17 protein-coding genes are annotated in these 24,034 nt (G+C 42.0%); 6 read left to right on the forward strand and 11 right to left on the reverse strand.

The window, feature by feature from the left end; genetic code table 11:
* Positions 1-36: 36 nt before the first annotated feature.
* Positions 37-1,677: an NAD+ synthase gene (locus F9K23_01510; GenBank protein ID KAB2918844.1), complete on the forward strand. Its 1,641-nt coding sequence runs from the start codon at positions 37-39 to the stop codon at positions 1,675-1,677.
* Positions 1,678-2,240: 563 nt separating this feature from the next.
* Here the strand turns inward: F9K23_01510 and F9K23_01515 are convergent.
* From F9K23_01515 to F9K23_01555, 9 genes are all read right to left on the reverse strand, one after another.
* Positions 2,241-3,191 (reverse strand): hypothetical protein, encoded by a 951-nt coding sequence (locus F9K23_01515; GenBank protein KAB2918845.1) that lies wholly within the window; start codon positions 3,189-3,191, stop codon positions 2,241-2,243.
* Between the two features lie 18 nt (positions 3,192-3,209).
* On the reverse strand, positions 3,210-5,603 hold the full coding sequence (gene topA, locus F9K23_01520; protein ID KAB2918846.1) for a type I DNA topoisomerase: 2,394 nt from the start codon (positions 5,601-5,603) through the stop codon (positions 3,210-3,212).
* Positions 5,604-5,692: 89 nt separating this feature from the next.
* A complete protein-coding gene (locus F9K23_01525) occupies positions 5,693-7,816 on the reverse strand; it encodes a T9SS type A sorting domain-containing protein (GenBank protein ID KAB2918847.1) in 2,124 nt (707 codons plus the stop codon).
* A 131-nt stretch (positions 7,817-7,947) separates the two neighbouring features.
* Positions 7,948-9,240: a dicarboxylate/amino acid:cation symporter gene (locus tag F9K23_01530; protein ID KAB2918848.1), complete on the reverse strand. Its 1,293-nt coding sequence runs from the start codon at positions 9,238-9,240 to the stop codon at positions 7,948-7,950.
* A 74-nt stretch (positions 9,241-9,314) separates the two neighbouring features.
* Positions 9,315-10,382, reverse strand: coding sequence for a chorismate synthase (gene aroC, locus F9K23_01535; GenBank protein ID KAB2918849.1), 1,068 nt, complete (start codon positions 10,380-10,382; stop codon positions 9,315-9,317).
* Between the two features lie 8 nt (positions 10,383-10,390).
* Complete coding sequence (locus tag F9K23_01540) at positions 10,391-11,497, reverse strand: hypothetical protein (GenBank protein ID KAB2918850.1); 1,107 nt, start codon at positions 11,495-11,497, stop codon at positions 10,391-10,393.
* Positions 11,484-12,593 (reverse strand): DNA methyltransferase, encoded by a 1,110-nt coding sequence (locus F9K23_01545; GenBank protein ID KAB2918851.1) that lies wholly within the window; start codon positions 12,591-12,593, stop codon positions 11,484-11,486. The genes F9K23_01540 and F9K23_01545 overlap by 14 nt, the downstream gene beginning before the upstream one ends.
* A gap of 70 nt (positions 12,594-12,663) precedes the next feature.
* On the reverse strand, positions 12,664-13,227 hold the full coding sequence (gene maf / locus F9K23_01550) for a septum formation protein Maf (protein KAB2918852.1): 564 nt from the start codon (positions 13,225-13,227) through the stop codon (positions 12,664-12,666).
* 83 nt (positions 13,228-13,310) lie between these two features.
* On the reverse strand, positions 13,311-14,243 hold the full coding sequence (locus F9K23_01555) for a hypothetical protein (protein KAB2918853.1): 933 nt from the start codon (positions 14,241-14,243) through the stop codon (positions 13,311-13,313).
* Here F9K23_01555 and F9K23_01560 point away from each other — a divergent pair.
* From F9K23_01560 to F9K23_01580, 5 genes are all read left to right on the forward strand, one after another.
* Positions 14,216-16,690, forward strand: a complete 2,475-nt coding sequence (locus F9K23_01560) for a carboxypeptidase-like regulatory domain-containing protein (GenBank protein KAB2918854.1) — start codon at positions 14,216-14,218, stop codon at positions 16,688-16,690. The genes F9K23_01555 and F9K23_01560 overlap by 28 nt on opposite strands.
* A gap of 223 nt (positions 16,691-16,913) precedes the next feature.
* A complete protein-coding gene (locus F9K23_01565; GenBank protein ID KAB2918855.1) occupies positions 16,914-17,399 on the forward strand; it encodes an RNA polymerase sigma factor in 486 nt (161 codons plus the stop codon).
* Positions 17,396-18,226 (forward strand): hypothetical protein, encoded by an 831-nt coding sequence (locus F9K23_01570; GenBank protein KAB2918856.1) that lies wholly within the window; start codon positions 17,396-17,398, stop codon positions 18,224-18,226. The genes F9K23_01565 and F9K23_01570 overlap by 4 nt, the downstream gene beginning before the upstream one ends.
* A 31-nt stretch (positions 18,227-18,257) precedes the next feature.
* Positions 18,258-19,334 (forward strand): outer membrane beta-barrel protein, encoded by a 1,077-nt coding sequence (locus F9K23_01575; GenBank protein ID KAB2918857.1) that lies wholly within the window; start codon positions 18,258-18,260, stop codon positions 19,332-19,334.
* Between the two features lie 94 nt (positions 19,335-19,428).
* Positions 19,429-21,153, forward strand: a complete 1,725-nt coding sequence (locus F9K23_01580) for a M61 family metallopeptidase (GenBank protein ID KAB2918858.1) — start codon at positions 19,429-19,431, stop codon at positions 21,151-21,153.
* A 73-nt stretch (positions 21,154-21,226) separates the two neighbouring features.
* On the opposite strand, the gene F9K23_01585 is transcribed toward F9K23_01580, so the two are convergent.
* Both F9K23_01585 and F9K23_01590 read right to left on the reverse strand, forming a co-directional pair.
* Positions 21,227-23,368, reverse strand: a complete 2,142-nt coding sequence (locus tag F9K23_01585; protein KAB2918859.1) for a T9SS type A sorting domain-containing protein — start codon at positions 23,366-23,368, stop codon at positions 21,227-21,229.
* Positions 23,369-23,545: 177 nt separating this feature from the next.
* On the reverse strand, positions 23,546-24,034 hold the full coding sequence (locus tag F9K23_01590) for a YkgJ family cysteine cluster protein (protein ID KAB2918860.1): 489 nt from the start codon (positions 24,032-24,034) through the stop codon (positions 23,546-23,548).

Consider the following 24,034-nt stretch of genomic DNA (forward strand, 5'->3'; position numbering starts at 1 on the left):
GTTGCCGGTGGGATTTTATATTTAGCGAGAATATAGATGAAGATAGCGCTGGCACAGCTAAACTACCACGTAGGCAATTTTGATAACAACGCCCGCAAAATTATAGATACCATACAGCAAGCAAAAGCACAAGGTGTTGCGTTGGTGGTGTTTTCTGAATTATGCCTTACAGGGTACCCTCCGAAAGATTTTTTAGAGTTTAATGACTTTATACGCTTAAGCGAAGAACACATTGATTTGATAGCGGCTGAGTGCAAAGGGATTGCTGCCATTGTAGGAGCCCCTTCGCGAAACACCGCTGCAGGCAAACCCTTGCGCAACAGTGCATACGTATTGGAAGGCGGGGAAGTGAAAACCATTGTACATAAAACCCTGCTGCCCACTTACGATGTGTTTGACGAATACCGCTATTTTGAGCCGAATACCTTTTTTCAAACCGTACAGGTGGCAGGCTTAAATATCGCTCTTACGGTGTGCGAGGATTTGTGGAACATTGGCAACGAAAGATTGTACCCTCAATCGCCGATGGACCAATTGTATAAACAACAGCCCCGTTTGATGGTAAACATTGCCGCGTCTCCGTTCGGGCAGTTTCATATCGAAACCCGCAAGAACATTTTGTTGGAGAACGTGCAGAAATACAAACTGCCGTTGCTGTATGTGAACCATGTGGGCGCACAAACCGAGCTGGTATTTGACGGCGGCAGCATGGCCATTAACCCCAACGGAACGGTGGTGGATGAATTGGCTTATTTTGATGAAGAGTTTAAGCTGTATGATTTTGAAAACGGACAGCTAACCCAAATTGGCGACGACCATAGCTTTTTACCTACCGAACGTATAGAGCTGGTGCACGATGCACTGGTTACAGGCATACGGGATTATTTTAGAAAATCAGGGTTTACAAAAGCAATACTGGGCAGCAGCGGCGGGATTGACTCGGCTGTGGTACAGGCACTTGCTGTAAGGGCGTTGGGTGCTGAGAATGTGCGGGCAGTTTTGATGCCCTCGCCGTTCAGCAGTCAAGGCAGTGTGGATGATGCTGTGGAGTTGTGCAAAAACTTAGGTAACCCGTACGATATTATCCCGATTAATAAACCCTATGATGCCTTTAACGATACGTTGAAGGATATTTTTGCAGGCCAGCCGTTCAATATTACCGAAGAGAATATACAGAGCCGTAGCCGTGGCATATTGCTAATGGCAATAAGCAACAAATACGGTTATATACTGCTGAATACCAGTAATAAAAGCGAGTTGGCAGTGGGGTATGGTACTTTGTACGGCGATATGTGCGGCGGACTTAGTGTGATAGGAGATGTGTACAAAACACAGATGTACGATTTGGCAAGGTTTATCAATAAAAACGGGGAGGTGATACCCGATAATATTTTGACCAAAGCCCCCAGCGCAGAGCTACGCCCCGACCAAAAAGACACTGACAGCTTACCTGAATACGATTTGTTGGATACTATACTCTCGTTGTATATAGAAGACCGTTTAGGGCCTGCTGAAATAATAGCGCAAGGCTACGACGAAGCACTGGTACTAAGGGTATTGAAAATGGTAAACACCAACGAGTATAAACGCTACCAAACTCCTCCTATTTTGCGGGTAACCAACAAAGCCTTTGGCAGTGGCCGCAGGATGCCTATTGTTGGTAAGTATTTAAGTTAATCCCTTGTCTTTCTGACGAAGTCAGTCATCCCGAACTCGATTCGGGATCTCACTGGAATTCATCTTGAAACGGTAATGCGATGTTGAAACAAGTTCAACATGACGGGATGCAAGCAGTACATCCAAAAACCTGTCCTGCTGACGAAGGAAGTATCTTATTACAAATGTGTTTTAGCTTTGTTGACACAGTTGGGATAAGAAATTTCGCTGAGCTCAATTTGACAGTAGCGGCTACGCGACGGATTTCCTGAGCTTGTCGAAGGGTGCGGCTGGCAGTCATCCCGAACTCGATTCAGGATCTCACTGGAATTTATCTTGAAACGGTAATGCGTTGTTGAAACAAGTTCAACATGACGGGGTGCAAGCATTGCTCACAAAAACCTGTCCTGCTGACGAAGGAAGTATCTTATTACAAATGTGTTTTAGCTTTGTTGACACAGTTGGGATAAGAAATTTCGCTGAGCTCAATTTGACAGTAAATCGATTATACTAGATTTCCTTTGCTTTATAAAGAATAGGTATATAAGCCAATAGCTAAAAGCCAACAACCAAAGAAGTTTTACTTACTCCTCATCACCCAAATCTGATGGGTTTTCAGGGGCATCCAGGTCGATTTTTCCGCCGAGGGTTTCCATTATTTGGGCAAGTTGCTCCACCTTGTCGCGTTGGTTGGTTTGCGTGTAGGCAGTTACAAGGTTGCGTACCACACGTTTAATAATCTCAATGTTTGAGCAGGGCAAGAAATAGCTGTCCAACGGCTCTAAACGCAGTTGACGCAAAAACTCATCCACGTTGTATTTGCTAAACACCAACCCTTTATTAAACGGGTTAATGTAAAACATCACATCGCTAAACAGTTCAGGCGAGAGGCGGGGAGGCTCTTCGTGATATTCCAACGGTTGGTCGGGATAATTATCCATGTAAGCCAATATGAAGTGCTGCGGTAAATTGACCCCGAAAATCGGGATATTAAGCCGCTGTGCGATGATAGAATAGATGATGGCTAATGATATAGGGTTGCCTTTGCGACGTTCGAGCACGGTGTTTATAAACGAGTTCTGCGGCGAATGGTAAGTGGCTGTGTCACCTTTAAATACGTTCACGTCGTAAAAAATATGATTAAGAATCCGCACTTTTTCCAGCGCGGTTAAGTCATATTTCAACTCCAGCCAGGCATCCAGCTTTATTTTATTGAGCTTATTGTCCAGCTCTTGCTTGTTAAGATTAGGGTATTGGTAGCGGGTAATCAGGTAAAAACCTTCAAAAAGATCTTTGTCGGGTGTGTTTTTCCAAGCTATCAGTTCGTTTTTGAGCGCATCAAACTGGATGATGTTTACCAATCGCTCTACCTTTTCCTGCACCCGCGGGTCAGCATCAGAATCCCAATACTTCTCCAGCAGGGTTACCGCATCGGTTCCCAGCGACAATAAATGCCCCTCTACAGACTTCACTACTTCCTCGTCGGTGTCGTCCAATAAAGATAGCATTGCCGCAAGTTCACGTTCCGTAATCATCACGGCACAAATAAAAACCTATTTCGATTTTTTCTTAGCAGTTGAGCCGGCTTTTTTTCCACCACTTTTGGGTGCGGCAGGCTTAGCAGTGGCCTTTTTATTAGCCGCAGCTCTTTTGGCAGGTGCCGCAGGAGTTTTAGCTATAATATCCAGACATTGCTCCAGGGTTATGCTTTTAGGGTCTTTTTGCAGTTCTTTTGGCAATTTGTAATTGTCTTTGCCTTTTGCAAAATAGGGACCCCAACGTCCGTTTAGAATTTGAATTTCATGCGATGGAAACTCTTTTATCAGTTTCTCAGCATCAGCTTTGCGCTTAGCCAGCATAATTTCTACAGCACGGTCGGCATCAATCGTGTAAGGGTCATCGCCTTTGGGTATGCTGTAAAACTTGCTGTTGTGTGATATATATGGGCCAAACCTGCCTATGCTCACCTTCATCTCCTTGTCTTCAAACACGCCCACGGTGCGGGGTAGTTTAAACAGTTCAAGGGCATCATCAAGGGTAATGGTTTCAAGCATTTGCCCCTTGCGTAGGTTGGCATATTGTGGTTTTTCCTCGTCAGTTCCTTCACCAATTTGTGCCACTGGACCAAAACGGCTCATGCGCACTATAATAGGTTTCCCGCTTTCAGGGTGTATGCCCAAATGGCGTTCTCCGGTTACTTTGCCGCTTTCAGTGGTAGTTTGCTCCACGGTTTTGTGGAACGGTGTATAAAACGAGCCCAACATCTTGGTCCACTCGTTCATTCCGCGTGCAATCTCGTCAAACTGCTCTTCTACCTGTGCAGTAAAGTGGTAGTCCATTATCCCGTCAAAATGCTTAAGCAAAAAGTCGGTAACCAACATACCTATGTCCGTTGGGAATAATTTACCCTTTTCGGCCCCTGTTATTTCTGTAAGGGTTTTGTGGGTAATATTGTTATTGGCCAGCGTAATTACATCGTAATGACGTTCTTTTCCTTCGCGCTCTTCTTTCACTACATACTCACGTTTTTGTATGGTTGAGATAGTAGGAGCGTAGGTAGAAGGACGGCCGATGCCCAACTCTTCCAGTTTTTTTACCAAACTGGCTTCCGTATATCGGGGGGCTGGTCGGCTGAATTTTTGGGTAGCGGTAAGTGCATTTAAACCCAATACGTCCCCGTTTTTCAAAGGTGGCAACATGGCATTGCCTTCGTCTTCGTGCTCATCGTCAGTACCTTCAAGGTACACTTTCAAAAAGCCCTCAAACTTCAATACTTCACCCTGAGCCACTAATGTCTCAGAAGTGGTAGATATACCAATGGTAACGGTGGTTCTTTCAAACAGGGCATCGCTCATTTGTGAGGCAATGGCTCGTTTCCAAATCAATTCGTATAAGCGACGGTCGGCACTTTCACCATCAATGGTATGACGGTTGAAATAAGTAGGACGTATCGCTTCGTGCGCTTCTTGTGCGCCGCTGGTTTTAGTTTGGTATTTGCGTGTGTGTACAAAGTTATCGCCGTAGGCACTTTGTATCTCTTGCTTGGCGGTGTTTAACGCCAAATCAGAAAGGTTTACCGAGTCGGTACGCATATAGGTAATCAATCCACTTTCGTATAGCTTTTGTGCTACACGCATGGTTTGTGCTACGCTAAAGCCCAGCTTACGGCTGGCCTCCTGTTGTAGGGTACTGGTGGTAAAAGGAGCTGCCGGAGTACGCTTAGAAGGTTTAGTTTCTATGTTCTTAACCTCAAACGTGGCATTTTTACAACGCTCAAGAAACTTTTCAGCTTCTTGTTTTGTATTGAAACGTTGGGGCAGCTCGGCTTTAAAAACTTTTTTGGTATTGCGGTCGGTAAATTCTGCTACTACGCGGTAGGCAAACGTAGAGTTGAACTCCATTATTTCGCGCTCACGTTCTACTATCAAGCGTACAGCAACCGATTGCACACGTCCCGCCGATAACGACGGACGTACTTTTTTCCAAAGGATGGGTGATATTTCAAAACCCACAATACGGTCAAGCACACGGCGGGCTTGCTGTGCATCAACAAGGTGTTTATTGATGTTGCGGGGTTTTTCTATGGCATTAAGGATGGCGGTTTTGGTAATCTCGTGAAAAACAATGCGGCGGGTGCGTTTCTCTTCCAGCTTCAATACTTCGGCCAAGTGCCAAGAGATAGCTTCCCCCTCGCGGTCCTCATCGGATGCTAACCATACCGTTTCGGCTTCCTTCGCAAGTTTCTTCAGTTCTGCAACTACCTGCTTCTTCTCATCAGGCACTTCATAAATAGGCTCAAAATTTTTCTCAATCAAAACACCGTTATGGTCTTTTGCTAAATCACGAATATGCCCGAAGCACGACTTTACAGTAAAGTCTTTTCCTAAAAAGCCCTCAATGGTTTTTGCCTTTGCGGGAGACTCTACAATTACTAAATTTTTCACCATACCTTATAAAACAACTTTGGCGGCTGTTTGGTTACCAGCCGCCAAAGAAAAGACTTATAATTGAAATTACAACTTTGTGTGGTGCAATATTATTGCACAAACACAAGTTTTTCTGTATAAAGAGTATTGTTTACCAGCAGTTTCACAAAGTAAATCCCGTTGGTTAAATTATTGTCAAGTTTGTTTATTTGGTAATGTTGGAAGCCGGCTTCAAGCTCTGATGAACCAAAATCATATACCAGTTTGCCTGTTATATCATACACTTTCATATCCACTGTTGATGGATTGGGAAGAGTGAATGATAATGTGCTGGTTTGAGTAGACGGGTTAGGTTGAACGCTCATACCCAACTCTTCTTTGGTGAAGGTTTCTACTGAAGTTACAGCACCACCTATATTAATATCATCCAAATAAATATTGTTACCACCGTTGCTGTATGCTTCAAAACTGAAGATTACATTCTTACGCATACCTGCGCTGATGCTGCTTAGTGGTAGCGAAATCAACCTCCATTCAGCCGCACTTGCCGGTACGTATGAAGTGCCATTGTAATTGGTTGAGGTTGAGGCTAGCGTGCTGCCTGTGCGCTGTGAAAGGAATGACCAGGTATTACCGCAATCAGTTGAATATAGTATGCGCAAACGATCGCTGGTTACACCGGTACGTTGAGCGTAAGCTACTTTAAAATCAAGGGTAGTAGTGGTAGATGTATTTAAATCAACGGCGGGTAATGTAAGCGTGTAAACATTATCAGTAGCGGTGGCAGAGTTGATAAGAACCCTTGTGCTGGCACTACCTGTTGCGCTACCTACCGCAGTACGTTCCCATTTGGCTGTTACGTTGCTGCTGTTTGTCCAACCTGTAGGTGGGAAAGTTGCTGCTTCAAAACCTTCAATTGTTGGGGCTTTAGTAGTAGCAGTAGCAGGCATCACCACAACTATATTTTGGCGGGTTATTGATGATTGTCCGGTAGCGTTAGTTACTTGCAGGGTAACATTGTATGAACCAGCTGCATTGTAAGTAACGGTTACGGCTGAATCTGTGGCACTTGACGGGGTACCGCCGGTTATAGTCCAAACACGGCTGGCAGCTTTACCGCCCCAAGAAACATCATTAAGTATTATTGAGTTACCGGCGCATACCACACGGGCTACTGAGTTAAAATCAGCAACAGGCTTGCACAATGGAGCTTTAATTACATCTGTACCTGTAGCAATAAGGTTTGAGGCAGAAACCAAGGTTTGGCGGTACGAAGCATTGCTTAATACCAAATCCATAATGGTTTTTTGTCCCCAGGTAAACATGTTTTGGCAGTTACCATCGGCATAGTCCATAAAGTTTTCAACTTGGTCAACTTCGTTTGGGCTATCGTTGCTGCAAGTATTGGCTGATTTGTTACAACCAAAAGAAGGAGAAGCTACCGGAGGGGTATCACATACCCTGTCGCCTGAACTGTTGCAGTTAGCACCGCAACCGTTTTCAAACGGGTGTAATAAACCCAGGTAGTGGCCTACCTCGTGGGTAAGTGTGCGGCCTGCTTTAGCGGCGCTACTAGTACCTATGGTTCCAACATAATCAGCACGTATTACTACGCCGTCAACATTGTTGGTGTTTGGCAAGCTCCAAGGCAGGTAGGCAAAACCCAAGGTAGTTCCTTGGTCGCCGTTTTGTGAACGGATTGATTTTACCACCCATATATTAAGGTATTTTCTGTTGTCCCAACGGATAAGGCTTTTTATCTCATCGCGGGTTTCAACTGTTAAAGTCGAATAGGTACGGGTAATACCATCGGTACAATTCCCGTTAGGGTCGATGGTTGCCAAACGGAATTCAATTTGTGCATCGGCAGCATCGTCTAAAAACTGAGAACGGATGTTCGACCTGTCAGCATTCATATAGTTGAAGTCTTCGTTCAAAATCCTTATCTGGTCTTCAATTTGGGCTTTAGAGATGTTTTCATCACCATACATATGTATTACGTGAAAAACAACGGGGATAATACGTTTAGCACCGCTTTTGCGTGAGGTATTAACAGGATTTTGCAAATACTGCTCGTATTGGGTGTAAAACTGGTCTTTTAGCTGTTGTGCAGCGGGATTATTTTTAAGATAATCAGTGGTGATGTGGTCTGTAATGCAGGGCTCTTGTTGGTGTTGTGCAAATGCTGCACCAAAGGCGAACAAGGTTGCAAATACTACTAAATAACGTTTCATTTCTCTTGTGTTGCTCAAATTATGAAGGAACTAGGGTATTACCGAAATCTGCCAAAGGTAATTTTTTACCGATAAATGACAAATGTAAAGACTGTGTGTTTTTTCTAAATGTTGATACGTCAAGCAAAAATTTATTCGACGGGAACTATTTTACCTTCGTTACGGGCTATTACTGTGGCTACAGTGGTATCTCCGGTTACATTTACTACCGTACGGCACATGTCCAAAATACGGTCAGGCCCCATAATCAAGGCAATACCTTCTACAGGAATACCTACTGAGTTAAGTACAATGGCCAACATTACCATACCTGCACCGGGCACACCTGCCGAGCCTACTGAGGCTAAAGTTGCAGTAACTATAATAAGTAATTGGTCGGTAAACGATAAATCGATATTAAACACTTGTGCAATAAAGATGGCCGCTACCGATTGGTAAAGGCTGGTACCGTCCATGTTAACAGTAGCTCCCAAAGGCAGTACAAAACTGGTTATTTCCTCGTGTACCCCCATGTTTTTTTCGGTGTTTTCCATGTTCAGGGGCAGGGTTGCGTTGCTGCTGCTGGTACTAAATGCCAGCAAATGCACAGGGCGCATCTTTTTAAGGAACCAAATGGGGTTGAGTTTAGCTATAAACTTAACCATTGACATATACACTAAGGCGGCGTGTAACAATAAGCCAAGTAATACCACCCCGCAATATTGTGCGAGAGCCAATAAAAGGTTTACGGCTTCGGCAGGGTTGCTGCCTGCCAAATCGGTAATAACGGATGATATAAGCGCAAAAACGCCGATGGGTGCTAACAGCATTATAATATCAACCACTTTCAGGGTTACCTCGTTGGCACTGTTCATTAAGGTAATCAAGGGTTGAGATTTCTCGGCAGGTACTAAAATGGTGGCAATTCCAAATAGGATGGCTATTACTACCATTGAAAGCATCATTTGGTTGTTTGAAGCTGCTGAAATGAGGTTTTCAGGAAAAATATCAACCAACGGTTGCAAAGGCGATTGCTGTGTAAGGGTTTGGGCAGCTTCGGTTTTTTTAGCTGCTGAACTTTGATAAGAATTTATCAGGTTGTTTTTTGTTTCTTCTGACAAAGCGTCGCCCGGACGGATAATAGAAGCGAGTACTAAACCTATTGTAACCGCAAAAACGGTGGTGATGATAAATATACCCAAGGTACGGCCACCTATACGTCCCAGTTTGTTAATATCGTTAAGACTGGCAACTCCCACTACCAGCGAGGTGATAATCATAGGAATGGCTATCAGCTTTAGCAGGTTTACAAATATTTTACCCAACGGAGCTACGTACCAGCTATTGGCTTGCGCCCAGCCTAAGTTGGCGGCTATAACGCCCCAAACAATACCCAATACCAACCCTATAAGGATTTTTGTGTGCAAGGGAAGTTTTTTAAACATGGATGTATAGGTTTAGTAAACGGCCAAAAATAGGCCTTTTTAGATAATAATCTAATTTGAAGGAATTACTATAGTTATTTGATTCTCAACCAATGGTCGGCCAATACAAGGGCAGCCATTGCTTCTACAATGGGTACGGCGCGGGGTAATACACAAGGGTCGTGGCGACCTTTAGCAGCTAAGTCTACTTCTTGGCCTGCATTGTCTACCGTTTTTTGATTTTTAGCAATAGTGGCAGTGGGTTTAAAAGCCACTTTGCAATAAATATCCATACCGTTGCTTATGCCGCCTTGTATGCCTCCGCTGTGGTTGGTAGTGGTAGCCACTTTGCCGTTATCGGTAATAAAACTGTCGTTGTGTTCACTGCCTTTTAGTTTAGTGCCATCAAAGCCGCTGCCGTATTCAAATCCCTTAGTAGCATTTATAGTGAGCATGGCTTTGGCAAGGTCGGCTTGCAGTTTATCAAAAACAGGTTCGCCCAATCCTGCGGGTACGCCTTTCACCACACAAGTAATGCAACCGCCCAAACTATCACCCTCTGCTTTTGCCTCCTCAATCAGTGCAATCATTTTAGCGGCTGTTTCAGGGTGCGGGCATCGTACAGGATTAGTTTCAGTAAGTGATAAATCCAGTTCAGTATAGGCAAGTGGAGTTTCAACCGTGCCCACTTGGTTCACAAACGCCTGTATGGCTATGTTGTGTTGTTTTAGCAACAGCTTTGCAAAAGCACCGGCGGACACAACCGCAGCCGTTGCCCTTGCAGATGAACGCCCGCCGCCACGGTAATCACGGATGCCGTATTTTGCTTCGTAGGTATAATCGGCGTGAGAAGGGCGGAAAACATCCTTCATGGCTTCGTAATCGCCGCTGCGTTGGTCTTTATTAGGGATAACAATGGCAATGGGTGCGCCGGTGGTTTTACCGTTAAAGACTCCGCTTAGAATTTGCACTTCATCGCTTTCGTTCCTTTGGGTAGTAAGGGCTGATTGCCCCGGACGACGGCGTGCCATTTCCGCGTTAATAAAATCAATATCCACCTCAAGTTGGGGTGGGCAACCGTCAATAACAGCGCCCACCGCTTCGCCGTGCGACTCGCCAAAGGTGGTAATACGGAATAATACGCCTAATGAATTTCCTGCCATGAGGTTAGTTATTTCACAACAAAAATAATGTCCGCTAGGGCAGAAAAGGTTTGAGATTTACCTGAATAGGTAAATGAAACTCTCAAATCGTTGATGTTTTTATTACAAAAATCGTCTAAGTATTTGTTAATGGAGGGGGTAAGAACGTCTAAATTTCTCTTTAATTTCCAAGAGCTATTAAAATCGTTCGAGTCAACTAAAACAAGAAACAACCTGTTCTCTGAACCAAATCGCATTTCCCCTTGATTTTCATAAAACCACTTTGTTAGGTGGGCAGGGTTTATTTTTGCTTCTTCAAGAATTTGAAGCCTCTCTTGTTTCAAATTTTCGAGTACAGAAAGTGAAAAAGTGTCACTTCTATCTTTCATCTTTTCTGTTATCTCATAATAAATATCAGATGGTGTTGAGCTAACATTGAACGGGATGTTAGCTTCTCTAGCTTTTCGTTTTAGAAAAGTTAGTTCAACAGGTAAACCTTTTTTTGCGCGTTGTGTTCTTATAAATTCCGATGGTAAGTACGTTACTTTTAAATCAAATGGTATATCGTTTATAAAAAAATCAACTCCTTTTATTTGCCCAACGGTTGGCAATACTGAATTATGAGATTTAAATATATGTTCTATCAATATGCTAGACCAATGATTAAACCAGCTATTTAAAACATAGCCATTTACTATAGAGGGTATTTCGGTTTCTAGTTTTGAAATAAGTGTATCGTATGAGGTATAAATCTTTACATATTTACTTACTAAGTATTTGTCTAAGGAGTTTTTGTAATCGCCTCCCCAATCAAAAGTCTTTAATTTATACAGTTCAGAAACTAGCTGCTCAGTGTTAATAAGTTGTAGTTGTTTAGCGTTTAACTCAACGATGAAATCATTCAATAGTCTATGAGATGAAGCATAATCTTGAATAAGAATACCAAACAATTCTCGAAACTGATTTGCTAAAGATCTTTCTGAAAGTTGAATTTTATTTTTTTCAATAAAATGGACAATAATCTCTTTTCGCAATATCGATTTGAGCTTAAGCCATAAAAGACCAATATTATCAGTGCTAAACTCCTCTAAGTTATCACTATCATGTTTCGTTTTCCAATAATCAAAATTTTTCATCAAAAGCAAATTCCTTTTTAATTGAAGTTACCAAATGTTTTGTTTTAGGCTTACATACAAATAGAACCTCTTTACTACCTGCTACACTCCCTTTACCTCCTCGACCATTAACATATATTTTTTCCTCAATTTGTACGTTTTTATATTTTGAAATTATTTTTTCTAACTCATCGATACTAGGGTAGCTTCTATTATTATAGCTAATTAACCAGTATGGTATATCTTTTGAAAAATTAAATAGTTGCTCAAATGACTTTATAACATCTCGTTTTTTATCAAATCCACTATGTCGTTGAGGATCATATCGTTTGATTGTATTAATAAACTCTTTATCACTCCAATACTCAGTATATGTTTCTAATAAATGATAAAAGCTCTGATAATCGGCATGGCTATTGCAGTAAGGGGGGTCAAAATAAACCAGGTCGATATTATTAAGATGCGGTAATAAGTCTATTATATTTTTGTTGTAACTGGTATTATCCTTTCCATTATCAAAAACAGCACTATTATATTTAACTGTGAGTTCAACAAAAATATCTTTTAGTGGTCTAACAAGACTCCTGTTTCGTTTAATCCTTTCAGGGTTACTAGCATATTTTAGTGCCTGAGTATGGCCAAAATGTCCCATTGTAACTTTTCGTGTCATACTTCTGTTAACTATTGCATAAGAAAGAGATTGCTTATACTTAGAGTCAAGTAAGGGGATATTAGCTCGTAGATTGTCTAGGAAGATTGCTTCTTGTTGTTCAAAAAATACACCAGTGTATATATTTTCAATTAATTTAAAATCATCTTTATTCTTGGCTGGTTTAAATAATAAATCCAAATCATTAGAATCAAGAACTTCAGATTTGTTCTCAATAAGACTTAGGCCTATTTGATGATTGAAGTTTAGGAAATCATTCGTTATTGTTTTTAATCCCATTTGCTTAAATAGGTAAGCTACTGACTGTGATCCCGAAAAGGCGTCAAGCACTGTTTCAATATCCTCAGGGATAAACTTTTTTATCCAACCTAAATGAGTTGTTTTAGCCCCTAGATATTGGGGCTCCGGAAATTGGTGATTAAAATATGTATACTCTTTGAATAACATTGTTAACAAGAAGTGTCTTTAGTTGTGAGTTGTGTCAAAACCCACAGTACAAATTTATTTAAATGGCATACTACTTTATCCACACCTTAATCTCCCTGCAAAATTGTGCAATGGGAAATCCAACCACATTATTATAGCAGCCGTTTATTTTTTGTACGAAGCGGTAGCCAATCCATTCTTGTATGCCGTATGCCCCTGCTTTGTCGTAAGGTTTATACGTGTTAATGTAGTAAGCAATGTCCTCATCAGGTATAGGGGCAAAATACACCTCGGTATCACTAAAAAAAGTATGCTGTCTCTCTGCGGTACTTAGGCATACCCCAGTATATACGTGGTGTGCCTTGCCCGAAAGTGATTTAATCATTGCAAACGCCTCGTCAAAGTCAGAGGGCTTGTTTAGTACTTTATCATCCACCCATACCGTGGTATCGGCGGTAATTACAATAGAATTAGCCAAATCTCCGGTGTAGCCGTTGGCTTTCTTTTCTGCCAAAAACATCGGTATTTCTTCCGCCTTCAAGTGGCTAGGAAAATCCTCTTCTACATCAATCTTTACCACCTCAAAATCAAAACCTGCATCGTGAAGCAATTGCTGCCTGCGGGGTGATTGTGAGGCTAATAACAGTTTTTTCATTCCTTACCTGTTTACTTTTAACAACAAGATTAAAATCTTGTTCTCTTAAAATTACATCACGAAGCGGGTATATTTTATAATAACTAATTAACTAAATACATCGAGGCTATGCCCGTAATCATTATCAATTTGCACAGCAAACTTGCTTGTGAGTAATGGTCTTTTTCTTTTGCCCAAAAAATTAATAAACCCAACCCTACCGATGGTATAGCTACTAAGGCAACTAAGTAATAAAATGCCCATAAACGCAGCGATACCAAACACCAGATGGCAAACACCAGCAACAGCAGTATTTGTGCCGCGGCCATAATGGAGGTTACTTTTTTTGCAATGGCTTCACCATATACTACAGGCAGGGTAGTATAACCCGCAGTGCGGTCGCCTTCTTCATCTTCAATATCTTTCACAGCTTCGCGCACTAATGTGGTGATAAACGCAAAGCCTGCATACAGCACAATAAACGACCTGCTGGGATTGGGTAGCACATATATAAGTATACCCGGAGTAACGGCACTCATAAATGCCACGGCAATATTGCCCAATAGCACCGTTTTTTTCAGTTTGTAACTGTATAAGTATAACAGCACTGCCATTGCTGCACAAATAACCCCTACAAATACATTGGCCGCTAGGCCAAGTAAAATGCCCACAACGCTTAGTCCGTAATAAACCTGGGCGTAGAAATTACGGTTAGCAGGGGTAATAAAAGTTTTATCAGGTTTGTTTACACTATCGGCGGCAGCGTCAAAAATATCGTTGATAATATATCCGCCTGCGGCAATAAGAAGGGTAGCAAGCAGTGTTAAAATAAATCCGGCATGCGTAAACGGCGAAAATGGCTCAATGGATAAACAAAAGGCTGCAAATACCTGTGTGACAGCCATAATAAGCAGGTTGGGGTAACGCACCAGCTTAAAAAATAGCATTATAGTTGAAGGCTTTTCATCCATTTGATTAACAAAAGTCGAATAAAAGGCTGACTTTATCCATGTGTTTTCTGTTTGTAACAAAAACATGCCTTTATTCGTATAAGCATACGATGAAAAAACTACTACTTCTACTTTTTGTAGCAATTACCTACTACTCAGCCGTTGGGCAAAATATTACGGTTGAAGGTGCAGTTACTGACGCATCAGACAAAAGCCAGTTAGCCTACGTAAATATTTATCAAAAAGGGACTACCCACGGTACTTACAGTGACTTGAAAGGTAACTTTACTATCGACCTTCCTAGTGCAGGCGGAATACTTGTGTTTAGCTACATGGGCTATGAAAAGTACGAGGTGAAAATAACCAAATCAACCCGATTGGAGGTGAAGATGAAGCCTCTGGCAATGTCTTTAGAAGAAACTGTGGTGTTGCCGGGCGAAAATCCTGCGGACGTTATTATGCGTAAGGTAAATGATAACCGCAAAAAACACGATCCTGAAAATCTGGAAACGTTTAGCTACAAAAGCTATAACAAGTTTGTGGTAAACATTAACCGTGATATTGACAGTGCATTTTTTAACGAAAACGATACCCTTGAGAGTTTTGAGGATACGCTGGTGAATAAGATGAACCTGTTTTTGATGGAGAGCATTACCGAAAAGCTGTATAAGAAACCCGGAAAATATAAGGAAACAGTAGAGGCAAGCAGGATATCGGGCTTGCAAAACGGTCAATATGCTTTATTGGCTACCGAAATACAGTCGTTCTCGTTTTATAAAAACTATGTGAAAATATTGGGTAAAGAATACCTGAGTCCGATAGCTGAGGGTAATACCCGTAAGTATCTGTTTATTTTACAAGATACAGTAGAAGAGGCCGGCGAAACTGCTTACGTGATTTATTACCAGCCACGTAAGAACAAGAATTTTGACGGACTAAGCGGGTTACTTTACATACATACCCAAAATTTTGCTGTATTGAAAGCTACTGCCAAAATGGAAGAAAGCGGAGGGTTTTCTACCCAAGTAGTGCAGAATTATAAAAAAATGGGTGAGGATGTGTATTTCCCGTCACTGTTTACTTCTGAGTTTATTTTTGCAGGAGTTTCGATAGGGCTTGAAGATACCACTAAGAAGAAAAGCTATAAGCTAACTCCTTTGGGCAAAGCTAAAACTACATTGTATGCCATAAACTTAGCACCAACACTTAAAAACAGCCAGTTTGATAATGTTGAACTTGATTTTGCACCTGACGCACTAAATAAAGATGCTGAGTTTTGGGATAAAAACAGGCAGGAAAAACTGGATGCTAAAGATTCTTTAACCTATGTGATTGTTGATAGCGTTGGTAAGGAACTGAACCTTGACCGCAGGCTTGAGTTTTTAAGGATTGCACAAACGGGTAAACTGCCTCTTGGTTTTGTAAACGTGCATCTGGCCGATATTATAACTTTTAACAACTTTGAAGGCGTACGTTTGGGTGCTCGTGTATCTACCAACGACAGGCTTAGCCGCAGATTTAGCGTGGGTGGTTTTTATGCTTATGGTTTCAAAGACGTTCACAGCAAGTTTGGAGGTAATGGTACGCTGTACTTCAACAAAACCAAATCGTCATACTTTGATGTATTGTATAGCAACGATGTAATGGAAACCGGTATGCAGCCCGTGGGGCAATACAACGTTCCCAAATTTGAGTCGATGCGCTATTTGTACATATCTGTAATGGATAGGGTAGAGCGCAGCAAGGCAACCTTTGGCACACGATTACTTAGGTACATAACTGCCGAGGTGGGAGTAGAGCGTGTAAACAAACTGGCTACTTCAACCTACCGCTATGGTGATGGTTTGCAGCAATATTACCGTTTTTCAAATGCCGTGGTATCATTGCGTTGGGCACCGGGCGAAAAACTGGTACGCTCTTTTGGTGAGTTAAGAGCTAGGGATACCAAATGGCCGGTTGTGTATGCAACTTTTACCAAAGGCTTTAATAATGTAATGGATGGGCAGTTTGATTTTTTCCGTACTGATTTGATTGCTGAATATGATTTTAGGGTGCGCCATGCAGGGCATAGCTATATGCGTTTGATGGCAGGTAATACCGAAGGCAATGTACCCTATACCGAGTTGCACTTTGGTAAATCAGGCTTTAATAACAAAAACCTTAGTATAGTTACCTCGTGGGCGTTTGAAACCATGCGTTTTAATGAGTTTTTTGGCGATAGGTATGCGGCATTGTTTTTCCGTCACAACTTTGGCAGCCTGTTATTCAAAACCAAAAAATTCAGCCCCGATGTGATTTTTGTTACCAATATGTACATCAGCGGGTTTGATAACAACGGGGCACACAAAAACTTCGGTCTTAAACCTGCGGATAAAGGCTTTTTTGAAAGCGGTATTCAAATCGATAATATTTTACGGATAAAATTTACCGGCTACGGAGTAGGAGCATTTTACCGTTACGGTCCGTATAGCTTTGATAAGCCCGCTAAAAACTTAGCCATTAAACTAAGTGTATCAACCCCGTTGAATTTTTAATAGGGAGGTATAACCTGCAAAGGCACCACAATACAAATCCCCGTTGTTTGTATTGTGGTGCTTTTGTGTTTTAAAAGGCGTTGGCTTGAGGGGTAGGGCCTTATTAATTGTATATAAGTTGTAGCAGTAATGTTTCTTTTAAATCATTGAAAAACAGTGTTTTGAATTTTTTTTAAAAATTAGTGTAACTTTCCGTAACCCTTCTACGTATAACGAGAGAACAATGACAGAACAGCAGTATAACCAAAGCGTGGATATGTATGCTGACGGCCTTTACAGGTTTATCCTTAAAAACATTAGGGATGAGTTTGAGGCCGACAACATTGTTCAGAATACGTTTGAAAAACTGTGGGTGCGCCGCAGTGAGGTGTTGTTTGAAAAAGTGAAGCCCTACTTGTTTAAGATAGCCTATAACAACATGATTGATGTGATAAGGCAAAACAAGCGGTGGACACAAATTGAGGAAGGGGTACACGATAGTGAACTGCCTGCCAACGAATACAGCGGATTGCGTGAAGCCCTTAATAAAGGCTTGGAACGATTGCCCGAAAAACAACGCACAGTGGTGTTGCTTCGCGATTATGAGGGGTATAGTTATGAAGAGATTTGCGAAATAGCGGGGCTAACCATAGAGCAAGTGAAGGTATACATATACCGCGCACGCATGGCATTAAAAGAATTTATAGGAAAACCTGAAGTGCTGATATGAAAGAAGAACTGAACGAAAGAGAGTTGCTGCTATTGGCTTACCTTGAGGGAGACCTTACAGGAGCAGAGAAGGCTAGGGCAGAGGCGTTGTTGGCCGAGGATGCTGCAATGATGGGTGAGTACAGGCAGTTAAGAAACACTGTGTTGGTGCCTGAAACTGCTACAGTATATAAAAATAAGGCAGCACTAAAGAAACCGGTGCCTGCCGCCAAAAAAGTAACCTTGCGTTATGTGCTATGGCCCGCAGCTGTGGCAGCAAGCATAGTATTGGCAGTATTGTTTTATGCGCCTCAGAATACAGTTACAGAAGGCGGTGTAGCTGCTACTGATAATGCAACAACTGCAAATGCCCCTGTAATAAGCGGCACAGAGGATAAGACAAGTATTGTAAACGAAAAAATACACAGCGAAAAGAAAGTGTATGTTGCTATACCCCAACCCAAAGACAATGGCGTAAAAGTGGATAAAGGTATAACCCCAGTTGAAGAAGTTGAGGTAGAAACACAAGAGGTTACCAAGGAGTTGATAGCCGCAACAACACTGCAAAGCAAAGGAAGTAATACACCCGGGATATTCACCCCAAAACAAGGTGAAATCAAAGAGTTGCAAATACCCTTGTCGGATATGGCTTTCATTGCTCCCGACCCAACAGAAAAAAGGGGCTTGTTTGCCAGAGTGGGAGATAAGATTGGCAACTTGGTAGATTATTTACAAAAACCACGCGTAAACATCGAAAAACAAGAAGACAATAAAGGTAAAGATTACTGGGCCATCACCCTTGAGACTGAGAAATACGAATGGGAGGGCCGTTTATTTACCAGCAGGTAAATACCAAAAATTAACACCAAATATCAAAACTATGTATAGAAAATTCTTACTGCCAATGATGTTATCATTGGTGAGCTTGGCAGCTTTTGCCCAAAAAACAACAATAACTAAGGCCGACAGTAATAAGTTGGTAATTGAAACAGCCGAAGGTAAAACTACCATTGATATGGCCGGATTATCGGAAATGTTCAAGAATATGGGAGCGATGGAGTTTAAGGACTGGGATTTTGACGATATGGATATGTGCACGGATACTCCGCCCACAGGGGATAGCAGCTCATTGCAAGAGATTGTGGTGGTAACTACAATTAAAAGCGACTCGGGTGATTATGTTGAAGTAATTACAAAAAACACCAAAGGCGAAGTTAAAAAGGTAATCCGTGTTCCTTTAGACCTGGTAGAGGATATGGGTTTTGACTTTGAGAACGGCGATTTTGTGAACAAAGGCAAAGAGCCCAAACCTGCAAAACGCCTGAAAAACTTTGAAAGCGATTGGTTTGCGTTTGATATAGGCTTCAACGGATTGTTGCACAAGGGCAGCCCGTCTATGCCTACTTCGCTAGGCAACCTTGAACTTGACCCTTGGCGCTCAGTACACGTAAACGTAGGTATCTACCAACAAAAAATAAATCTGTACAGGCACTATGTGAACTTTGTGTACGGGATAAACTATGATAACAATGATTATCGTTTTAGCAACGATATCGACTTTAGGGTAGATTCGTTAGGAACCGGTATACAATACGCCAGCCGTAATACCGAAGGGTTTAAACGCAATAAGCTTACCACTAGGTTTTTAACCATTCCGCTGGCTTTGCGTTTCAACTTTAAACCCGGCAGCACCCGTGGAGGACACATTACCGTTGGTGCGCACGCAGGGTACAGGCTTACCAGCTTTTTCAAAACCGTACGTGAGGATGATGGCAAACGCAAAAACAAACTGTACGACGATTTCTTGCTGAACAACTTCCGCTACGGTGCGTTTGTTAAGGTAGGCTACGGAAACGTCACCTTGTTTGGTAACTACGTTTTCACCCCACTGTTCAGAGAAGGAGCAGGACCTGAGCTTACTCCCTTCTCATTCGGGTTATCGTTCGGCGGATTTTAAGAAATTTGATTCACGCTTAGTTTGGTGCGGGGCCTGCCGGGATGGTAGGCCCGCGCTTTTTATATCCCGTAGGTAAATCCTACCTTTGCAGCGGATGAAGTACACTATTTTTCACACACAACCCCACCAACGCTATATTACCATTGAAGCCACGCTTGAAAATGTTGAGCAAGACATTTTAGAAATTCAACTGCCTTCGTGGAGGCCCGGTAGATATGAATTGGGCAATTTTGCCAAAAACGTACGCAAGTTTACCGTGCTTGACAGTAATGGAAACGAACTTCCGTTTTTTAAAGTAACCAAAGATTTATGGCAGGTTCAAACACTTGGAAACCGTGCTATAACCATCAGCTACCAATATTTTGCAGCCGTATTGGATGCAGGCTCAACATACACCGATGAGAGTATGTTATACGTGAATCCCGTTAACTGTTTGGTGTATGAAACTACCAGTATGGATGAGCCCTGCGAGTTAAAGTTGGATATTCCTGATAATTTCATTATTGCCTGTGCCTTGCCTTCGGAGGGAAAAACCCTGAAGGCACAAAACTTTGATGAGTTAGCCGATTCGCCACTCATGGCATCTCCAACATTAGAGCATTACACTACTGATGTTGAAGGTGTCACCCAACACGTTTGGATTAGCGGTAAACACACGTTGGATGCACATCGTTTTGTGGAAGAAGTGGCCGCCTACACCCGTGAACAGGTTGCTGTGTTTAATCATTTCCCCTCAAACGGATACCATTACTTAATTCACTTGATGCCCAACAGCTTTAGGCATGGGGTGGAGCATTGCCACAGTACGGTAATAGCAATGGGACCGGGCACAGAGTTTCATACGCCCGAAAAACACAGAGATTTGTTGGCAATATGCTCACACGAGTTGTTCCATTTCTGGAATATCAAACGTTTGAGGCCGGCAGTAATGCTACCTTATGACTATACCAAAGAAAACTACAGTACGCTGGGTTATGTGTACGAAGGTATCACCACTTATTACGGTGATTATATGTTGTTGCGCTCAGGCGTAAACAATTTTGAAGCGTACTCAGGCGAGTTTTCAAAAGACTTGCAACGTCATTTTGACAACACAGGCCGCTATAATTATTCAGTAGCCGATTCATCGTTTGATACATGGCTGGATGGATATGTACCCGGCACACCCGGACGTAAAGTCTCTATTTATGTAGAAGGTATGTTGGCCGCGCTGATTGCTGATGTAGCAATTAGGGAAGCAACGAACAACAACGCCAACATGGATACTGTACTTAAATTGATGTATGACCGTTGTTTTATGAACGGTGCAGGATATACTGAAGAAGATTACAGGGCCGCTATTGAAGAAGTGAGCGGCTTAGACATGGAGGCTTATTTTAGGGATATTATTTGGGGTAAAGGGAATATTGAAAAACTGTTGCCGCAAACCCTTGATAAATTAGGGTTAGAATTAGTGGTTAGCCCAATTGCTGATGAGCTTGAACGCTTATACGGTATAAAAGCGGTTCGTTCAAACGGACACTTAACTGTAGTGGCTGTTGCTGAAGCTAGTCCTGCTGACGAAGCAGGGGTGGCATTGGGTGCTTTTATTACCTCTATCAATGGGGTTGAGTACACTGCCGATATTCATTTCGACGAAGTATTTGCACTAAATACCGCCGGCATCACTGTAGGGCTGCATACTATTTACGCTGATAAAACCATACAGCTTAATGCAGGAGCTACTACCTATTTTGATGAATACCATTTGGTGAAACAAGCCAACGCTTCACAAGCACAAAAAGATTTCTTTAAAGCATGGAGTAAACAAGAGTTTTAACCATTGCGAATTGTTATAAAAAAAGAAAGGCTGCCCTTGGGCAGCCTTTCTTTTTTATGCATTTGGTTGATGATTACTCAACCATTAATTTTTTAGTGAATACGTTACCGTTTACATTTAGTTGTACAAAATACAAACCGGGAGTGGCGTTGTATTGTGCAGCGTCAAACGCAAACTCTTGAGCACCTTGGGCAAATTTACCGTTTGCTATTACAGCAACCTCACGGCCCAAAATGTCGGTTACGCTTACTTTAACTTCGCTATCACGCATCAAAGTAACACCTACGTTAGTTTTGTTAGCAGTAGGGTTAGGATATACGTTAAAGTTTTCTTCTGAAGTATAAAACTCATCTTCAACTGATGAAGGGAAACCGAAGTTAATTGCATCAATGTAGAAGTTGTTACCGCCGTTGCTTACAAATTGGAAGCGGAAGCGGATGTTTTGACGTTGAGCAGCAGTAATAGTACCGGGAAGTGCTATTACAACTTGACGCCATTTTGAACGGTCGGCAGGTACAAATGAAGTGTTACCGGGAGTACCTGAACCTACAGTACCTAATTGAGCACCTGAACGAGCCCATAGTTGCAACCAGCTTTGTCCGCAGTCGGCTGAGTAATAAACCCTCAACGCATCAGCAGTTAAACCGTTACCGGCTGAATTTAACCTTTGTGCAAATGCATAGTGGAATGATACTACAGGGCTTGACATTACTGCCAAGTTTAGTGAAGGTGAATACAAATCAAACCTTGAACCTGAAATACCGTTTCCGTTAGGAGCCATCAATGTACGTGAGTTGTTTTCAAACACGGTACCTTGACCAACATCAACAATACGGTAATCAGTGAAAGTGGTGCTGTTAGTAAACCAACCATCAGTTGGGAATACAGGGAATTCAAAATCTTGAGTGTAAGGACCGGTTTGTGGAGCAGAGGTTGGGATTACTTCAATGTAGTCTTCCATTACCATTGTATCAGTACCGTTTACATTGCTTACAATCAAAGTAACATCAAATTTACCGGCCTGAGCGTAAGATACGGTTGGGTTGGTAGCTGATGAAGTTGCTGGTGTACCGCCTTCAAAAATCCATTGACGGGTAATTGTACCTGCGTAGTTGTATGAGTTATCTCTAAAATCAATTGCCGCACCGCCTGCGCAAGCAAATTGGCTGCGTGAACGTTGGTTGTCGATTGAGTAAAAATCAGCGATAGGTGCACAAGCAGCAGGAGCGTTAGGAACATCAGTACCTGTAGCTATCATGTTTTGTACTGACCATAGGTAAGGCCTCCAGTTTTCCATCGTTGCATCTACACGAGCTTTTTGGCCGATGGTAAACATGTTTTGGCAAGTACCAATGGTATAATCCATAAAGTTTTCGATTTGGTCTGGCAAATCTGGGTTATCGGTACCACAAGTATTCCTGTTGTAATCACAGCTAAGAATTGTAGACCTGTTATCAGCGCATGGAGGGGTATCGTCAACTTTATCACCACCTAAGCAGCTGTCTTGGAAAGTATGAAGCAAACCTAACCAGTGACCAATTTCGTGAGTAACTGTAGTAGCGTTACCGGGGTTACTGGTACCCATATCACTAATTTGGTCTGAGCGGATAATAACACCATCAGTATTGTAGCTACCCGACCAAGGGAATTGAGCATAACCGGCAATACCTGGAAGGTTTGTGTTGTTCACAATCTCCTCGGTAATCCATACGTTCAAGTAGCGGTCAGTAGGCCATACACTTTTAAGTTTTATGTTGTTGGTACCGTTTTCGGTCTCTTCTTCATAAATCCTCACAATACCGTTGGTACAGTTACCTTTAGGGTCTTTACGAGCCAAACGCAACTCAATTTCCATATCGCAAGCCACACCTTTAAATACATCACGTGTTTGTGATGATTTAGGGCTGGTACGACGGAAACTTTCGTTCAAAATATCCAACTCGCGTTGTATTTGAGCGTCAGAAATGTTTTCGTTACCTGCTTTGTGGAAAATGTGAAATACTACGGGAATGATACGTACTTGCCCTGTTTTCTTCACCAACTCTTTACTTTTTTCAAGCGCTTGTTGGTCAAATAGTTCTTTGCGCTGCAAAATAGTAGGGTCTTGCTCTACCATTTGCTTGTAAACATCATCAGTTGCGCATTGGTGCACCTGAGCAAAGCCTGCATAGCTTGCCGCAGTTGCCAGTAAAACTGTTAATAGAAGTTTTTTCATATTCACTTATTCGTTCAGTTTGGTATTATTAGGGCGTATTCAAACTTCAATAATAGAAGTTTTTTGCCAATCAAAAAAAACTTAGCCTGCAAATATATGGCATTGGTTTATATATAGTCGGCGCAATTTGCCCTTGCGTTATATCTAACGATAATTTTTTATCAGAGGTTGTAATGCTCAATATACTTTTTTCAGTTTTTCAGTAATAGCAAGCACAGCGGGACAAATTAAAGTGTTTTGGAAAGTAATATCCATAATTTGCACCATGCGTTTGCGGTTGGTATGGGGGTATTCGCGGCAAGCTGTCGGGCGGTCTTTATATACCACACAATAATTATCACTATCTAAAAACGGACAGGGAGAAGACAACAAAACATAATCACCATCTTCATCTATCTTCAAATATTCAGCAATAAAATCGGCGGGTTTCATACGCAACGCTTTAGCAACACGTTCAATGTCCCTATCGGTAAACATGGGGCTGGTTGTTTTGCAACAGTTGGCGCACTCCAAACAGTCGGTTTCAGCAAACACTTCCTCGTGCAGTTCGTGGAAACTATCATCAAGGTTTTTTGGCTTGCGGCGTTTCAGCTGGGCATAAAATGCCTTGTTTTCTTCTTTTTGTCGCTGACTGTTACGTTTAAAATCTTCGAGAGTGATTTGCAT

The sequence above is a fragment of the Bacteroidota bacterium genome, assembly GCA_008933805.1.
GTDB lineage: Bacteria > Bacteroidota > Bacteroidia > UBA8524 > UBA8524 > SB11.

What these genes read in the sequence shown, in the direction of transcription:
- F9K23_01510 (KAB2918844.1), top strand. Translation starts at nt 37, where the DNA reads ATGAAGATAGCGCTGGCACAGCTAAACTACCACGTAGGCAATTTTGAT.
- F9K23_01515 (KAB2918845.1), bottom strand. Translation starts at nt 3,191, where the DNA reads ATGATTACGGAACGTGAACTTGCGGCAATGCTATCTTTATTGGACGAC.
- topA (KAB2918846.1), bottom strand. Translation starts at nt 5,603, where the DNA reads ATGGTGAAAAATTTAGTAATTGTAGAGTCTCCCGCAAAGGCAAAAACC.
- F9K23_01525 (KAB2918847.1), bottom strand. Translation starts at nt 7,816, where the DNA reads ATGAAACGTTATTTAGTAGTATTTGCAACCTTGTTCGCCTTTGGTGCA.
- F9K23_01530 (KAB2918848.1), bottom strand. Translation starts at nt 9,240, where the DNA reads ATGTTTAAAAAACTTCCCTTGCACACAAAAATCCTTATAGGGTTGGTA.
- aroC (KAB2918849.1), bottom strand. Translation starts at nt 10,382, where the DNA reads ATGGCAGGAAATTCATTAGGCGTATTATTCCGTATTACCACCTTTGGC.
- F9K23_01540 (KAB2918850.1), bottom strand. Translation starts at nt 11,497, where the DNA reads ATGAAAAATTTTGATTATTGGAAAACGAAACATGATAGTGATAACTTA.
- F9K23_01545 (KAB2918851.1), bottom strand. Translation starts at nt 12,593, where the DNA reads ATGTTATTCAAAGAGTATACATATTTTAATCACCAATTTCCGGAGCCC.
- maf (KAB2918852.1), bottom strand. Translation starts at nt 13,227, where the DNA reads ATGAAAAAACTGTTATTAGCCTCACAATCACCCCGCAGGCAGCAATTG.
- F9K23_01560 (KAB2918854.1), top strand. Translation starts at nt 14,216, where the DNA reads ATGTGTTTTCTGTTTGTAACAAAAACATGCCTTTATTCGTATAAGCAT.
- F9K23_01555 (KAB2918853.1), bottom strand. Translation starts at nt 14,243, where the DNA reads ATGTTTTTGTTACAAACAGAAAACACATGGATAAAGTCAGCCTTTTAT.
- F9K23_01565 (KAB2918855.1), top strand. Translation starts at nt 16,914, where the DNA reads ATGACAGAACAGCAGTATAACCAAAGCGTGGATATGTATGCTGACGGC.
- F9K23_01570 (KAB2918856.1), top strand. Translation starts at nt 17,396, where the DNA reads ATGAAAGAAGAACTGAACGAAAGAGAGTTGCTGCTATTGGCTTACCTT.
- F9K23_01575 (KAB2918857.1), top strand. Translation starts at nt 18,258, where the DNA reads ATGTATAGAAAATTCTTACTGCCAATGATGTTATCATTGGTGAGCTTG.
- F9K23_01580 (KAB2918858.1), top strand. Translation starts at nt 19,429, where the DNA reads ATGAAGTACACTATTTTTCACACACAACCCCACCAACGCTATATTACC.
- F9K23_01585 (KAB2918859.1), bottom strand. Translation starts at nt 23,368, where the DNA reads ATGAAAAAACTTCTATTAACAGTTTTACTGGCAACTGCGGCAAGCTAT.
- F9K23_01590 (KAB2918860.1), bottom strand. Translation starts at nt 24,034, where the DNA reads ATGCAAATCACTCTCGAAGATTTTAAACGTAACAGTCAGCGACAAAAA.